11 protein-coding genes are annotated in these 15,792 nt (G+C 46.1%); 7 read left to right on the top strand and 4 right to left on the bottom strand.

The window, feature by feature from the left end:
- Window positions 1–213: 213 nt before the first annotated feature.
- Together malQ and NL644_RS01135 are read right to left on the bottom strand one after the other, a co-directional pair.
- Window positions 214–2,394 (bottom strand): 4-alpha-glucanotransferase, encoded by a 2,181-nt coding sequence (malQ, locus tag NL644_RS01140; RefSeq protein WP_253657879.1) that lies wholly within the window; start codon window positions 2,392–2,394, stop codon window positions 214–216.
- Between the two features lie 117 nt (window positions 2,395–2,511).
- Window positions 2,512–4,965 carry a glycogen/starch/alpha-glucan phosphorylase gene (locus NL644_RS01135; RefSeq protein ID WP_150917514.1) on the bottom strand — a complete coding sequence of 818 codons (2,454 nt, stop codon included), beginning with the start codon at window positions 4,963–4,965 and terminating at the stop codon, window positions 2,512–2,514.
- 735 nt (window positions 4,966–5,700) lie between these two features.
- On the opposite strand from NL644_RS01135, the gene malT reads away from it, so the two are divergent.
- From malT to sstT, 7 genes are all read left to right on the top strand, one after another.
- Entirely contained in the window at window positions 5,701–8,409 is a 2,709-nt protein-coding gene (gene malT / locus NL644_RS01130; RefSeq protein WP_114322738.1) for an HTH-type transcriptional regulator MalT, read from the top strand.
- A gap of 579 nt (window positions 8,410–8,988) precedes the next feature.
- Complete coding sequence (locus NL644_RS01125) at window positions 8,989–9,906, top strand: DUF368 domain-containing protein (protein ID WP_041853110.1); 918 nt, start codon at window positions 8,989–8,991, stop codon at window positions 9,904–9,906.
- Between the two features lie 251 nt (window positions 9,907–10,157).
- Complete coding sequence (locus NL644_RS01120) at window positions 10,158–10,583, top strand: hypothetical protein (protein WP_053808243.1); 426 nt, start codon at window positions 10,158–10,160, stop codon at window positions 10,581–10,583.
- Window positions 10,584–10,592: 9 nt separating this feature from the next.
- On the top strand, window positions 10,593–11,207 hold the full coding sequence (locus NL644_RS01115) for an SCO family protein (protein WP_114322737.1): 615 nt from the start codon (window positions 10,593–10,595) through the stop codon (window positions 11,205–11,207).
- Complete coding sequence (locus NL644_RS01110) at window positions 11,197–11,505, top strand: PTS transporter subunit EIIB (protein WP_046875700.1); 309 nt, start codon at window positions 11,197–11,199, stop codon at window positions 11,503–11,505. The genes NL644_RS01115 and NL644_RS01110 overlap by 11 nt, the downstream gene beginning before the upstream one ends.
- Window positions 11,506–11,780: 275 nt before the next feature.
- Window positions 11,781–12,857 (top strand): ribosome small subunit-dependent GTPase A, encoded by a 1,077-nt coding sequence (rsgA, locus tag NL644_RS01105; protein WP_114322736.1) that lies wholly within the window; start codon window positions 11,781–11,783, stop codon window positions 12,855–12,857.
- Window positions 12,858–13,214: 357 nt separating this feature from the next.
- Window positions 13,215–14,432: a serine/threonine transporter SstT gene (gene sstT / locus NL644_RS01100; protein WP_005396770.1), complete on the top strand. Its 1,218-nt coding sequence runs from the start codon at window positions 13,215–13,217 to the stop codon at window positions 14,430–14,432.
- 76 nt (window positions 14,433–14,508) lie between these two features.
- Here the strand turns inward: sstT and pdxY are convergent, their stop codons facing one another.
- On the bottom strand, window positions 14,509–15,378 hold the full coding sequence (gene pdxY, locus NL644_RS01095; protein WP_114322735.1) for a pyridoxal kinase PdxY: 870 nt from the start codon (window positions 15,376–15,378) through the stop codon (window positions 14,509–14,511).
- 101 nt (window positions 15,379–15,479) lie between these two features.
- Complete coding sequence (locus tag NL644_RS01090; RefSeq protein WP_005396772.1) at window positions 15,480–15,668, bottom strand: AbrB/MazE/SpoVT family DNA-binding domain-containing protein; 189 nt, start codon at window positions 15,666–15,668, stop codon at window positions 15,480–15,482.
- Between the last annotated feature and the right edge of the window lie 124 nt (window positions 15,669–15,792).

The raw sequence follows: 15,792 nt of genomic DNA, 5'->3' as shown, positions 1-15,792 counted from the left end.
CCAACGTTGTGAACTCACAAAAGACTTCGCTTAAAACATGTATGCATCAAGCGATGTCAAAAACAAAAAATGCCCGCTATTGTCGCGGGCATAATAACGGTACTTCATCCTAACGGATTGTGTTTTCGGAATGAGTGACCTAGACGGAACTTTCGTACCTCTGAGCTAACAAAATTGGTAATCCGCTCATTCATCTACGTCACTCTACGCATCTTATTTGCTCGCCTGTGCGCGAACTTCAGTGAGGCGTTTGGAAATGCGATTCACATCTTCACGGCTGAAGATTTCATCTAGGTTCATCGACAACTTACGACGCCAGTTTGGATACTCATCCACCGTGCCAGGAATGTTGACCGGTTGATCCATTTCTAGCCAGTCTTCAAGCTGAACGCTAAGCAGTGCAGAGTCACCCGCAGCTACGTGCAGTTGCAGCGCTTCGCTTAGGTACGAGTCCATCGGTACGTACTGAGCATCATGACCAATGCCTTCTGGCAAATAGCCGTGCCAGCGAACGCTGTCTAAGATACCTTGCTTGCACTTCAAGCGATCAGCAAATAAGCCTTCCAACTGTTTTTCATCTGGGTAAAGGCCAATCTCACGACCCATTTTCAAATCATCGCAGTGCCAGAAACCACGCAGGGTTGGCATGTCATGCGTACACAGTGCCGCCATCGATTGCTCTGCGTAGTGCTTCGGAGAAATGAACCCACCGTCTTCTTTCGAAGTTTCGAAGAAGAACACTTTGTATGAGTGCACACCTGCATCGCGTAGGATATCGACGATTTCATCTGGCACAGTACCTAAGTCTTCACCAATCACAGAGCACTGATGACGGTGCGACTCAAGCGCTAGGATTGCGAGCATATCTTCCACTGGGTAGTACAAGTAAGCGCCTTCTGTCGCTTTCTCGCCTTTTGGAATCCACCAAAGGCGAAGTAGGCCAAGTACGTGGTCGATACGCAATGCACCACAGTGCTTCATGTTGGCACGTAGCAACTTGATGTACGCGTCGTAGCCAGTCGCTTCTAAAACTTGAGGGTTAAGCGGAGGCAGACCCCAGTTTTGACCCAGAGGACCAAGTACATCCGGCGGCGCACCGATGCTGGCGTCTAACACTAAGTTACCGTCGTCGGCCCAAGTTTCACTACCTGAGTCGGCAACACCGACAGCAAGGTCACGGTACAAGCCCACAGCCATGCCTTTTTCTTCTGCCAGTGACTGCGCTTCTTTGATTTGATCGTCTGCGATCCACTGTAGGTACATGTACAAGTGAACGCGGTCTTGATTGTCTTTGATGTATTTCTGAGTGCCGGCTGCGTCGAATGTGCGGTATTTCTCAGGGAATACAGGCCAACCCCACATGTTTGAATCTTCTGCGTGTAAATCCGCATGAAGAGCATCGAATGCAGCTTGGTGTAACAAGCTATCGCCGCCTTTTTCTACAAAATCCAAGAATGCACGAGCGCGGTCGGTGTTTTTGTCTAAATGGCGAGCTTTAAACTCACGAAACAGCAGCGGAAGAACGCTCATTTTCAGTTGCGAAACTTCTGTGTAGTTCACCCAATGAGAGTCACGTGCTTTTTGTAGACGCTGTTGAAACTCTGCACTGCCAACACGTTGCTGAGCTTCAGCACTCAGTGCGAATTCAGGTACAGAACTTACGTCGATGTACATGATATTCAACCAACGACGAGAAGACGGGCTGTATGGGCTCGCGCCTTCTGGGTTCGCTGGGAACAGTGAGTGAATCGGGTTCAAACCAATGAAGTCACCGCCACGAGAAGCGATATCGCTCACCAACTGTTTTAGGTCACCAAAATCACCGATACCCCAGTTGTGCTGAGTACGCAGTGTGTAAAGCTGGATACTAGGACCCCATAGCTTTTTATGTTGGTTTAGATCGTCTTGTTTGAAACACGCTTTCGGCGTGATGATCAATGACATCTCGTAAGGCGTTTTACGACGCTTACGGCTGACAATCAATTTGTGATAACCCCAAGCCAAGTTCTTTGGCAATGCAAACACTAGAGGGCCACCCTCAGCACGCTCATCACGAACAATTTGGGACTGAAGATAGCCTTCAAGTACCTCTCCTTGTTCTGTTTCTAAACGCCAGCTGAATTCACTCTCACGAGCACTCGTACCTAGGTTTAGTTCCACTTCGACTGGTTCGCCGTCGCGTAAAACAAGAACAGGGGCTAGTACGTCTTTTTTATGTTTCTTTTCAGCAGAAGCCAATAGTTTTTCATCGCTGCTAGTATCGTAGCCAAGCGAAGCGAGCAAGCGGCGTAGCGTCTCCTCAGACACTTTTGCCTCATCTCCCCAAGCACTGACATAGCTATCAGCCAATCTCGCCATTTCCGCGACTTTCTTTAATGCTGTTTGTTCTTTCATCGCTTTCTCCGAAGGTAATACCAACACCTTCCATGTAGGGTTTTATTGTTATCAATAACTTCTTTTGGAAAATGACCAAAGGTAGCGCTTGGCTACCTTGGTCTTAACTCTGTTCTATTAACGGTGAACCGCTTTTAGTTTCCAGATGTTGTTCACATAGTCGCGAATTGAGCGATCTGAGGTGAACTTGCCGACAAGGGCGGTATTAAGAATGGCTTTCTTCGCCCAGCCAGCTTGGTCTTTGTATTGTTCGCTCATGTCTTCGTGCGCTTTCACGTAAGATGCGAAGTCCGCCAGACATAAGTACGGGTCACCGCCGTCTAGTAGGCTGTCGTACGTTGCACGCAGTAAGCCTGGTTGACCTGGAGTGAATTCTTCACCCAGTAGCAGGTCCATAGACGCTTTGAGTAGGTGATCCGCATTGTAGTAATCAAATGGGTTGTAACCTTGAGCTTTCAGCGCTTTCACACCTTCAACGTCTAGACCGAAGATGTAGATGTTCTCATCGCCTACTTCTTCACGAATCTCAACGTTAGCACCATCCATCGTACCGATCGTTAGGGCACCGTTAAGCGCCATCTTCATGTTACCAGTACCTGATGCTTCTTTACCCGCAAGTGAAATTTGTTGTGATACGTCCGCCGCAGGAATAATAATTTCAGCCATGCTCACACGGTAATCAGGAATGAAGACCACTTTCAGCTTGTTGCCGATGCGAGGGTCGTTGTTCACTTTCTCAGCAATCTTGTTAATAGCGAAAATGATTTCTTTCGCTAGGTGGTAACCCGGTGCCGCTTTCGCTGCGAAGAACACAACGCGAGGCACACATTCGAAGCCTGGTTCGCTAATAATGCGATGGTACAGAGACAGTACGTGTAGCAAGTCTAGATGCTGGCGCTTGTACTCGTGCAGACGCTTGATTTGAACATCGAAGATCGCATTAGTATCGAGTTCGATACCCATGTTCTCTTTCACCCAGTTAGCTAGGCGTTCTTTGTTCTCTTTCTTCACTGCCATGAATTCTTTCTGGAATTTCTCGTCAGTGGCGTACTTAGCGATGCCTTCTAGTTGCTCTAGTTTCGCAGGCCATTCTGGACCGACTTTCTCTGTGATTAGCTTAGAAAGACCTGGGTTACAGAACTTCAACCAACGACGTGGCGTAATACCGTTCGTTACGTTGTGTAGACGTGTTGGGTACATTTCGTGGAACTCTGGGAATAGGTCTTTCTTAACCAATTCAGAGTGAAGCGCCGCTACACCGTTTACTGCGTAAGAGCCAATTACACATAGGTTTGCCATGCGAACCATGCGATGGAAACCTTCTTCGATGATAGAAAGCTTCTGTTGTTTCGCGACATCACCCGGCCACATTGCACGTACGTCTTGTAGGAAGCGGTGGTTGATCTCGTAAATGATCTCCATGTGACGTGGTAGTAGGTGCTGAATTAGCGACTCTGGCCATGTCTCTAGTGCTTCTGGAAGTAGCGTGTGGTTTGTGTACGCGAATGTTTGAGAGCTGATTTCCCAAGCCGCTTCCCAAGTTAGACCTTTTTCGTCCATCAGGATGCGCATTAGCTCAGGAATCGCAATCGTTGGGTGCGTATCGTTAAGCTGAATAGTCTCTTGCTTCGGTAGATCCGCTAGCGAGTAGCCAGCTGCTTCGTGGCGACGTAGGATGTCACGTACAGACGCAGCTGAGTGGAAGTACTGTTGCATTAGACGAAGTGTTTTACCTTTCTCGTGGTTGTCGTTCGGGTAAAGCACTTTAGTGATGTTGCCCGCGTCGATCAGTGCGTGCTGCGCTTCGAAGTAGTCACCGTTGTTAAAACTTGCTAGCGAGAATGGTGCAATTGCCTGACATTCCCAAAGTCGTAGCGGGTAAACCGTGTCTGATTCGTAACCCACGATTGGTAGATCCCAAGGCATTGCTCTTACAGACATGCCAGGAACCCATTTGCGAACTTCTTTACCGTTCTCGTTAACCACTTCAACGTGACCGTAGAAACCGATCTCTTGTGCAAGTTCTGGACGAGCAATTTCCCAAGGGTAGCCTTCTACACCACGCCATGCGTCAGGTGCTTCTTGCTGGCGACCATCTTTGAAAGACTGTTTGAACAAACCGTATTCGTAGTGCAAGCCGTAACCGACGGTTGGGAATTCTTGTGCCGCACATGAATCCATGAAACATGCCGCTAGACGACCAAGACCACCGTTACCCAATGATGGGTCACGTTCTTCTTCTAGCAGGTCAGTTAGGTTGTAACCCAGTTCAGCCATTGCTTCTGTTACTTGTTCGTACAGACCCATGCTGATTAGGTTGTTACCCGTCAAACGACCGATAAGGAACTCTAGCGAAAGGTAGTTAACGCTCTTCGCACTTTTAATGCGCGGATCTTCTTCAGTAGCAAGCAAATCTAGAGTAGTGAACTCAGCCAGTGCATGACCCATTGCTAGGTACCAAGCGCGGCTGTCTGCGTTTTCAATCGTGTGAGCGTAAGTTACAGATAGGTGTTTCTTTACGCTTTCTTGGAACGACTTCTTGTCAAATTGTTTTTGTTGAGTAGGTTTCATTACGAAATTCTCACGTCTTTTGGTAATTCATCTGCCATACATCGTGCATTTACCTCTGTGAATAAACATCCTCCTAATTCTCATCCTTTGAAGGAGGAGGGCTGAGGGCGTAGAGGGGGTACCATTGCTAGGTTAGTGATCCAAATCTCAACAAAGTGAGCTTTGCTCCAGTTCTTAGTGATTTTGATCACAATGGAATATGAGAAAGGTTAAAACCCGCTCATGACTCTTTTTATAGCCCACTCATCTGATGATGTGAAAATTGTAATATTGGTCACATTAACTTGGTTAACATGGAAAGATTTTTCATAATCGATGTGCAACGAGATCTTAATACACTCGACACAAAAGATATTTAAGTGACAAGAATCACAAATAAAGGGCGTAGTTGATGGTAAATCCATCAACCCTTGAGAATTAGGAAGTGGATCAAAGTAACGGACATTTCTGATGTCGTAACATCCCACACGGCTCACAGGATTGTACGCTTTTTATACAAACTAGAATTAGGCGGTGTGAGTTATTTCTAGTTTTCGCTAGCTTTTATATCTAAGTGACCGTATGGAATGGTTTTTCAGACGGATGCAAGCCCCAACAAGAGGCGACATCAACCGGCATTCAAGCAGTTTTTGATGCTGATGACATCATTCAGTAAGACGAAGCTTTCGAGGGGGCCTTACTGAAATGATGATGTCGCAATCACTTGGGTATACATAAATAAGGACATAATTACTAATGTGGATTCCATCTAAGCTTACTCGACCAGGACGCCTGCACAATGCCATCGTGCGCCCACGAGTGTTGGACTTACTACAGCAAGCGCCTTACTACAAATTGGTTTTATTCCGCTCCCCTGCAGGTTACGGAAAAACCACCATGGCAGCGCAGTGGCTATCCGATAAACCAAACGTCGGTTGGTACAGCATTGATGACAGCGATAACGACGGCTTTCGTTTTGTGAACTACCTGCTTCAAGCATTAAACAAAGCCACCAACTTCAGTTGCTCTAACGCACAAAAACTGGCGGAAAAACGCCAGATCTCTTCTCTACGTTCTTTATTCAGCGAAGTGTTCTCGGAAATGGCTGATTTTCATCAAGAGTGCTACGTAGTGCTGGATGACTATCACTTGATCACCAACGATGAAATCCATGAATCCATGCGTTTCTTCTTAAAACACATGCCAGACAACCTCACCGTTGTGGTAACAAGTCGTGCAGCGCCGCCTCTGGGTACTGCAAACTTACGTGTTCGTGATTTAATGATCGAAATCGGTAACGAGATGTTGGCGTTCGATACCGAAGAAACAACTCGCTTCTTTAATCAGCGTATTGCCGATGGCATCGACGAAGACATGGCAAACAGCCTCAGAACCTATGTGGAAGGTTGGCCATCGGCGATGCAGTTGATCGCATTGCAAGCGCAACATCAAAACCGCACATTGGCGCAAACCGTAGAGTCAGTATCACAGTTCAATCACGCGCATTTGTGGGATTATCTGGTCGAAGAAGTATTTGACCTACTCGATCACGAAACTCGTCATTTCTTGATGCAAGTTTCCGTGCTTGACCACTTCAATGATGAGTTGGTGTTTGCCCTCACCCAACGCGAAGATGCGCTTGGTTTGATCGAATCATTAAACCGCTACGGCTTATTCATCTACCCACTCGAAGGGGAGCAAAACTGGTTCCGATTCCATAACTTATTTGGCGAGTTTTTGTCTCATGAGCGCCAAGCGCGTATTCCTCAGCAAGAAAAAGATCTTCACCGCAATGCAGCTGTTGCCTGGTTACAACAAAAAGCACCGCACCAAGCGATTCACCATGCACAAAAGTCGAACGATAAAGACTTGGTGGTAGAAATTCTAAACGAATTCGGCTGGAAGATGTTTAACCAAGGCGAGCTCAGCACACTGGAAAGCTCAATTAATAAGTTGGATGCTGAGCTTCTGTTCAGCCACCCAAAACTTACGATGCTCCGAGCTTGGTTGGCTCAAAGTCAGCACCGTTATAACCAAGTAGGCCACCTGCTTGAAGAAGCGGAAGAGGAGCATAAAAAGCGTAACATCGAGTTAGATATTCATTATCAAGGTCAAGCAAACGCGCTGCTTGCTCAAGTAGCTATCAACAGCAACCAACCAGAGAAAGCACTCGAATTAGCGGAGCTAGCACTTAGCCAACTTGATAACACGATTTACCGTAGCCGCATTGTGGCAACTTCGGTTGTTGGCGAAGTTAACCACGTGCTAGGTAAACTCGACCGCGCGTTACCGATGATGCAACAAACCGAAAAATTGGCGCGTCAGTACCAAGTTTACCACCAAGCGTTATGGGCGATTTTACAACAAAGCGAGATTTTGATTGCGCAAGGTTACGTACAAGCCGCCTTTGAGCTGCAAGATTCCGCATTCCGCCTGATTGAAGATCAGCAACTTCAACATGTTCCTCTGCACGAGTTTTTGCTGCGTATTCGAGCGCAAGTGCTTTGGTGCTGGAACCGACTTGATGAAGCAGAAGAATGTGCCTACCGAGGTCTACAAATTCTCGAAAACCATTCGCCAAGTAAGCACTTACACAGCTACTCGATGCTGGCGCGTATTGCGGTTGGCCGTGGCGAGCTAGACAAAGCCGGTAAATTCATTGAGCACATTCAACATTTGATGAAGCAGTCGACTTACCACGTAGATTGGACAGCAAACGCCTCACTATCGTTGATCCTGTTTTGGCAAGCGCGCGGGAATACCGATGCAATGCAAGAATGGCTCAACACTGCAGTTCGTCCTGAATCGGCATGCAACCACTTTTCACAATTGCAATGGCGCAACATTGCACGCGCGCACATCAACTTAGGTCAATATACCGAAGCGCGCGCAGCATTGGATTTCCTCCAAAGTGAAGCTCGTCGAACCAACCTGATCACAGATACTAATCGCAACTTAGTGGTCGAAGCGGTGTTTGCTGCTCGTCAAAAAGACGAAGAGCAAGCAAAAGCTTTGCTAAAAGAAGCGTTAGTGATGACAAACCAGACGGGGATGGTAGGTAATTTCCTCATTGATGGCGCCACCATTGGCGGGCTACTGGAGAAGTTAAGCCTACGCCATGAGCTAGGCGATCTAGAACGTCACCGCGCTCAACAATTGATGAAGGATATTTCCTCCAATCAGCGCAGCCGCTCTATTCACTTTGATGAAGACTTCATTGAGAAGCTGGTAAACCACCCTAACGTACCGGAACTGGTTCGCACAAGCCCACTGACTCAACGTGAGTGGCAGGTGCTTGGTTTGATTTATTCTGGTTTCAGTAATGAGCAAATCGCGCAAGAGCTTGATGTGGCAGGCACCACGATTAAAACCCACATTCGCAACTTGTACCAAAAGCTCAATATCGCCAATCGTAAAGAGGCCATTGTGACAGCTGAAAATTTACTCCAGTTGATGGGGTACTGATCAGCTCAAGAAAACAGATTAAAACCTAAAGTGAAATACAAGGGGTTGGCGTGATGCGTCAGCCCTTTTTATGAGTCTAGAACGAGGGAGGTGCAATTTGCAAAGCACGTAAGTAACGTTGTTCATATAAAAAAATAGCCAACCGCAATAATCGCGATTGGCTTATATTTAGTGTGAACAAATTGTATTCACTAACAACGTCAGTTGGCTAGGTGACCCTCGGCTTAAGAAGGGTCGAGCAGTATTATGCATTAATCATGCCAAAATGCAAAGACTTATTTTTGGGTACAGGATCTCATATAAAGTGAATTTGCCTATATAAAATATAGCAAAACGCAAATTAAATTATCAAATTGCATTTGCATAATGCAACAAACGTAGCCATTGATAGTACAGTTAATCATCTCAATAATGTAAACCAAATATTAAGAGATCGTTGTATTAGAATCACCTCATAACCTGTAACAAAAATAAGCAATTACTTGGATATAAAACCCAGTAGCTACAGCACTATTTCATACTTTTTTCGTCGCAATGTTTGTATACTCTGTGCCATCGAAACGACTTAGCATTAGAGCAATGAACTACTTAATTACTTTCTTCAAAGGAATCGCCATGGGCGCAGCAGATGTTGTTCCTGGCGTATCAGGCGGCACCATCGCGTTTATCACCGGCATTTACGATACTCTGCTTGAGAGCATTCGACGCATTAACCCATCACTTTTCTCTATTTGGCGAAAAAAAGGGGTTAAAGCCGCCTTTAATCACATCAACGGTTTCTTCCTTATCGCTCTGTTTGCCGGTATTTTCACCAGCATTGCTACGCTAGCAAAGTTGATCACTTGGCTTCTTGACACACACCCGATCCCACTTTGGTCATTTTTCTTTGGTCTGATTTTGGTATCGGTCTATCACATTATTCGTCAGGTTGAACAACGTGATCTTATCCGCTTCGTGACTTTACTCGTTGGTGTCGGATTTGCGTACAGCATCACCGTGCTTAAACCTCTGCACATGGAACCAACGGCTATTAACACATTGTTCGCTGGTGCTATCGCGATTTGCGCGATGATCTTACCGGGCATCTCTGGCAGCTTTATCTTGTTATTGATTGGGATGTATGCACCTGTATTAGCCGCCGTGAAAGGTTTCCAAGTCGATACATTGGCGCTGTTTTTGTCAGGTTGTGTGATTGGTTTGCTGTCCTTTTCGCATCTATTGTCGTGGTTACTACGCAAGTTCCGCGATTTCACTCTGATGTTTTTGACAGGCTTAATGATTGGTACGTTACCAAAGATTTGGCCTTGGAAAGAAACCATCACTTGGCGCACCAATTCAAAGGGTGAGCAAGTGCCCTTGCTACAGCACAACCTATCACCATTTGAATTTGAACACGTGACGTCACAACCTTCTCAGTTAGTGCTTGCCGTTGTGATGATGCTTGCTGCCATTGCGCTGGTTTTGAGTCTCGAAAAATTCGCAGATTCAGACAAGTAACTGCGGTATCAAATCAATACGGAATCAACAAACAATAACGGAGCCAATTGGCTTCGTTTTTGTTTGTTGGCTAAGAGAAAATCATCGCAATTGAAAATCTTTATGGGCTTGATTCAACAGCCCCTAAGCCGCGCGGTTATTTTGATCTCTGTCATCGAGGCACAACGCACAATTTATCTAGGCCACGAGTTGGCGAATGACGCTTCTGTGCTACGATGCAGATAATGTTAAGTGATAAATGCTGAACCTTAATGAAAGTGTTACAAATCGCCGCTGTTTCAGCCGCACTGGTTGCGGGATTTTATGCCCCGACGTTACTAAAAAGCTTTTCTTCATCCACTCCGATCAAACCGATAGATGAGTATTGCTTTCTCTCTACTGTCTCGTGCGTTCAAGAGAATGTTACGATGACGCTCAACGCAGATACTGCTCAACCCTTGGTACCCACTACTCTGAATGTTGAGTGGCACACAAGCGATGCTGAGCAACTCGTCCTAAGCCTTTCAGGAAGAGAAATGGAGATGGGAGAACCCAAGTTTTTACTGAAGCAAGTCACTCCCGGTCAATATCAAGGTGACATCATTCTGCCGGTTTGCACTCAAGACGCCATGACCTGGGTTGGTGAACTCAGTGATGGAGAGAATACCGTTTACCCTGCTATAAAAATGCAAAGATAAGGAATCATTATGAGCCGCAATTGGTCCCTATTTCTCGTAGTTGCTTTCGCCCTCGGGTTTGGCGTAAAGAGCTATTTAGATAATCAGAAAACGAAGCCAGAGCAAGTGGATAGTTCCACCTCTCAACAAACGGTATTGTTTGGGGAAAATAACCAAGCCGTCAATATCTTCGATGTGAATGACCCTCGCATTCGAGTCGTCTATTTTGGTTTTACTCGCTGCCCAGATGTTTGCCCAACTTCGCTTGCTATGCTGGCAGGAGCCCTGAATCAAATCGATGAAACGCAAAAAGCACAACTGCGCCCAATGTTCATTTCTTTAGATCCAGAGCGTGATGAGGCCGATGCCTCGGCGAAATATGCCCATTACTTCCATCCAATGATTGAAGGCCTATCGGCACCGCTTGATGTAACCACACCTTTGGCACACAACTATGGTGTTATTTTCCGAAAAACCGAATTGGAAGGCTCGGAGCTCAAATACACGCTTGATCACAGCTCTTACTTTTACTTCTTGAAGCCGGATGGCACGTTAATAACCAAGGTACCGCATACACTCTCGCCGGCACCGATTGTTGAAGCCATTTCAAAACTGACGACTGAAGGCTCCTCAAATGACAGTTAAGTCAGTGCTGAAACAGTTTTTCAGTTTCCTAACTCAAACCAACCCCAATGTCGAACAAGACGTCGATACGATCATTGACGCCATTGGGGGGATAGAAAACCTGCTAGAAACCGGAGCATGCGCGACTCGGCTGCGTCTTACCCTCAGAACGACGTCCATCATAGATAAAAATGCACTCAAAAATCATGGCGCACATGGCGTCGTGATATTGGATGAGCGTCATGTCCAAATCATATACGGCTTAAAAGCCAACACGTATTCGCAGATAATGGAAGAGCGCATCAACAAACAAAGCTAATATTTTCGCAGTATAGCTACCCTCTAAGAAAAAGGGCGGCTATACTCTCTTGGCTTAATTAATTCACTTATTTATTAACCAACGAAGAGGACACATGATGATTGTATTGAATAACACTAACTGGGCATCGCAAGGGTAACCCTAACCGCACCAATTGCGTGGCATAGCCACAACTCCCCTTCTCTGCCCGGTCTTCACCGGGGTCAACTCTATCCGAATTAGACCCTAATGCGATTTGTATTAAGGCGCTTTTTTGCGTCTGGGATAATTCAACAATGAATCAAACACATACTTTTTGTGACACATTAATTTCAACTTCAAACCCACTAAAACGATTGGGTTGGAAACCATTTTTTCAGCAACAACTGACACTAGACGATTACGACAACACTATCTTTGCACGTGTGATTGCGCATCACCGAAGTGGTTACCTATTGGCGACAGAAATGGGGCAAGTTCACCTCAATGCCCATCAATCTCTACCCAATATGACCGTCGGAGACTGGGTTATCTTAAATGACGATCAGCAATTTGTTCGCTTACTGGATCGCTTGAGCCTCTTTAGCCGCAAAGCAGCAGGCAGCAAAGTGGCAGAGCAGCTCATCGCCGCAAATGTGGATACCGTTTTTATCGTCTGTTCCCTTAACGACGACTTCAATTTAAGTCGTATTGAACGCTATCTCGCCTTGGCTCATGAAGCCGAAGTCGAACCCGTCATCGTGCTTTCCAAAGCCGATTTGTGTGGCAACATTGATGAACTAAAAAGCCAAGTACAGAAGCTCGACCCTCTATTAGTCATAGAGACAGTCAACGGCTTAGAAACAGAGAGTGCTTCTAAACTCATGAGCTGGTGCGAAGAAGGACAATCCGTCGCTTTTATCGGTTCTTCAGGCGTTGGCAAATCAACTCTTGTGAATGCATTACTCGGGCAGCAAGAACAGGCGACTGGGCATATTCGTGAAGACGATAGCAAAGGGCGACATACAACCACATCGCGCTCTATCCATCTATTACCTGATGGCGGCATCTTGATTGATACTCCGGGAATGCGCGAGCTTCAACTAGCAGACTGCGAAGTGGGCGTCAGTGAAGCATTTTCTGACATTGAGGGTCTCGCTCAACGTTGTCGCTTTGGTGATTGCCAGCATCAAACTGAGCCGGGTTGCGCAGTTCAAGCTGCGATTGAAAATGGCACACTGGAGGTTCGTCGTTTCAATAACTATCAAAAACTATTGCGAGAACAAGCCTTTAACGGCGCGACTTTGGCAGAACAACGAGCTCAAAGTCGACAGTTCGGGAAACTCACTCGAAATGCCATGAGTGATAAGCGCAGGCGCCAACAAAGTTATTGATTTGTTACGTTTGAGTTGTCAATAAAATCAAAGGAGACGAAAGTCTCCTTTTTAACAACTTTATTAAAAACCATTACTCATAACTAATGATAATTTTCAACATAAAAGTCTTATTTAAATAACATTGAGCAAACATTTAATCCAAAAACAAACTAAAACTAGACACAAAATATTACCAAGCTAAGATATGTGATATTCAGCAAGAAAATGGCTGAATTTATAAAAACAGGATAATTGATAATCATGTGTCTTAGTGACCAGAAGCAATGCTCACCCCTTGCAATACAAGGGCATTATCGCCGTGTAATGATGGACTATTGCCCTGCTCGCTCTGGCATAAAATTGCAGGAATGATGTATGCAACACAACAGCCTCGTTGCCCGATTTGCTCGTGGTAACCTCGTCGTCCAGATCCTTGTCGGTATTGTCTTTGGTATTTTGCTCGCCACAATTTCCCCAAGCCATGCCGAAAGTGCAGGATTAATTGGTAGCCTTTTTGTTGGTGCTCTTAAAGCGATCGCGCCAATCCTTGTGTTTATTTTGGTTGCCGCTTCAATTGCGAACCAAAAGAAAAACCAGCACACGTACATGCGTCCAATCGTTGTACTGTACCTGATGGGTACGTTCTTCGCGGCGCTATCAGCAGTGGTTCTAAGCTTCCTTTTCCCGACCAATTTAACGCTTGTCACCGGCGCTGAAGGTGCAACGCCGCCTCAAGGTATTGCTGAAATTCTACGCACACTGTTGTTTAAACTGGTCGACAACCCAGTAAATGCACTAGTAGAAGCAAACTACATCGGCATTCTTGCTTGGGGTGTGGGTCTGGGTCTTGCGCTACACCACGCATCTGCAACAACGAAAGCCGTGTTTGAAGATCTCAGCCACAGCGTGTCTCACATTGTTCGCTTTATCATTCGTCTTGCACCATTTGGTATCTTTGGCCTAGTTGCTTCAACGTTCGCAACAACAGGCTTTAGCGCACTAGCAAGCTACGCACACCTTCTGGCGGTTCTTCTTGGCGCTATGATGATCATCGCACTCGTTGTAAACCCGGCGATCGTGTTCGTTAAAACTAAGCAAAACCCTTACCCACTTGTATTCCGTTGCCTACGTGAAAGTGGTGTAACCGCGTTCTTCACTCGTTCAAGTGCGGCGAATATCCCAGTAAACATGGCACTATGTGAGAAGCTAAAACTGGACGAAGATACATACTCAGTATCTATCCCTCTAGGTGCGACCATTAACATGGCTGGTGCTGCAATCACTATCACAACGCTAACGCTTGCAGCTGTGCACACTATGGGTATTGAAGTTGATCTACTGACTGCACTACTGCTAAGTATTGTGGCTGCGGTTTCTGCATGTGGCGCATCAGGTGTTGCAGGTGGCTCGCTACTACTTATCCCACTTGCGTGTGGTCTGTTTGGTATCTCAAACGACGTAGCAATGCAGGTTGTAGCGGTTGGCTTCATCATCGGCGTGATTCAAGACTCTGCTGAAACTGCACTAAACAGTTCAACAGACGTTGTCTTCACTGCAGCAGTTTGTAAGTCAGAACAGCAAAAAGCTCAGTAAGACTGACAGAACAAATAGAAAGGGGAGCCGATGATGGCTCCCCTTTTTTGTTTAAGTACGGATGCTTTGCGCTCAATTACGCGGTGGCCAGAGCCACCTCTTCAATTGAGAAATGCTTACTTGGCTCAACAAATTCTTGCTGTGCCGCGATAGTTTGCAGCTCCCACTCCCCAGCATGGTAAGTGGCGCTTAATACCCCGTAGCACGCGTCATGGCAGTGTTGGAAAGCTTGCTTAGGAGACCACCCCTTCAATAATCCAGCGGTGAAGATAGCCGAAATAAGATCACCCACACCCACAGGCTGTTTGGCAAACTCAAACTGAGGACGCTTCGCTAAGTAAATGCCTTCTTGCGTTGCCAGTAACATGTTGAAGCTGCCATTCTCTAGGCAGTAAAGGTGCTTCACTAGCACTATTTTTGGACCTTTCGCTAGTGCACGTTGGCATGCCGTGATCGCATCGTCTAACGAGTGGATTTCCATCTCTGCAAATTGGCTTAGCTCGAACTGGTTAGGCACGATCACATCTGCCATTGGCATCAGACGGTTTAACAAGTTTTCTGCAATACCCGGCGCCACAATACAGCCTTTGTCTGGCGCGCCCATCACAGGGTCGCAAACATAAAGTGCCTTCGGATTCGCTTGCTTCACTTTCGTCACGGTATCTTCAACAGCAAGGCACTGCTCTGCGCTGCCTTGGTAGCCCGTCAACACCGCTTGGCACTTTTCCAATGCACCGATGTTACTAAGACCACGCACTAACTCGCTAATGTCTTCAGCCGCAAACGCTCGCCCAGTCCAACCTTCTTGATACTGCGTGTGGTTAGAAAATTGAACGGTATGAATCGGCCATACTTCGAAGCCCATGCGTTGCATTGGGAAAACGGCACTGCTGTTACCAGCATGACCAAAAGAAACATGAGATTGTATAGAGAGGATACCTTGCATAGTACCTTACCTCTTATTGTTGTTATCGATAGTTCAAAGACAGCGGCAAGCGCCAGTTTTGCGAAACCAGTAGTGTATCCGACAAACCAAGATTCTCTAACTCAATTCTCGTTAACTTCTTCAGAGTAAGTTGGAGCGCTGGTTTTCAACACCATCTTCTTGATTTCCATTTTGTCTTTATTCAGTGCGATTTCTAGGGTATCTCCTTCCCTTATCCCGAGTTGAGTCAGGATTACGCTTGGAATGACTACGGCGGTATCGTCACCGATTTTAACAGGTTGACTTATCATCTTTCGTCCTCCAAATGTCGAAAATGAGTTTTCACATCATTGGATATTTATTCCCAAGAGCCTTGTTCTGACTTGGGCTTGGCATAAGCGCCTAAAAACAAAGAGCCTTCCACACCGCGTTTGG

It is taken from the genome of Vibrio sp. Y10_XG_PY6 (assembly GCF_024181795.1).
GTDB lineage: Bacteria > Pseudomonadota > Gammaproteobacteria > Enterobacterales > Vibrionaceae > Vibrio > Vibrio diabolicus.
This window is presented reverse-complemented; position numbering and strand designations above follow the sequence as displayed.

Coding starts and splice junctions, on each gene's coding strand:
- pdxY (WP_114322735.1), bottom strand. CDS start 15,378: ATGCAAGGTATCCTCTCTATACAATCTCATGTTTCTTTTGGTCATGCT.
- NL644_RS01110 (WP_046875700.1), top strand. CDS start 11,197: ATGACAGTTAAGTCAGTGCTGAAACAGTTTTTCAGTTTCCTAACTCAA.
- NL644_RS01120 (WP_053808243.1), top strand. CDS start 10,158: ATGAAAGTGTTACAAATCGCCGCTGTTTCAGCCGCACTGGTTGCGGGA.
- NL644_RS01135 (WP_150917514.1), bottom strand. CDS start 4,965: ATGAAACCTACTCAACAAAAACAATTTGACAAGAAGTCGTTCCAAGAA.
- malT (WP_114322738.1), top strand. CDS start 5,701: ATGTGGATTCCATCTAAGCTTACTCGACCAGGACGCCTGCACAATGCC.
- NL644_RS01125 (WP_041853110.1), top strand. CDS start 8,989: ATGAACTACTTAATTACTTTCTTCAAAGGAATCGCCATGGGCGCAGCA.
- malQ (WP_253657879.1), bottom strand. CDS start 2,394: ATGAAAGAACAAACAGCATTAAAGAAAGTCGCGGAAATGGCGAGATTG.
- rsgA (WP_114322736.1), top strand. CDS start 11,781: ATGAATCAAACACATACTTTTTGTGACACATTAATTTCAACTTCAAAC.
- NL644_RS01090 (WP_005396772.1), bottom strand. CDS start 15,668: ATGATAAGTCAACCTGTTAAAATCGGTGACGATACCGCCGTAGTCATT.
- sstT (WP_005396770.1), top strand. CDS start 13,215: ATGCAACACAACAGCCTCGTTGCCCGATTTGCTCGTGGTAACCTCGTC.
- NL644_RS01115 (WP_114322737.1), top strand. CDS start 10,593: ATGAGCCGCAATTGGTCCCTATTTCTCGTAGTTGCTTTCGCCCTCGGG.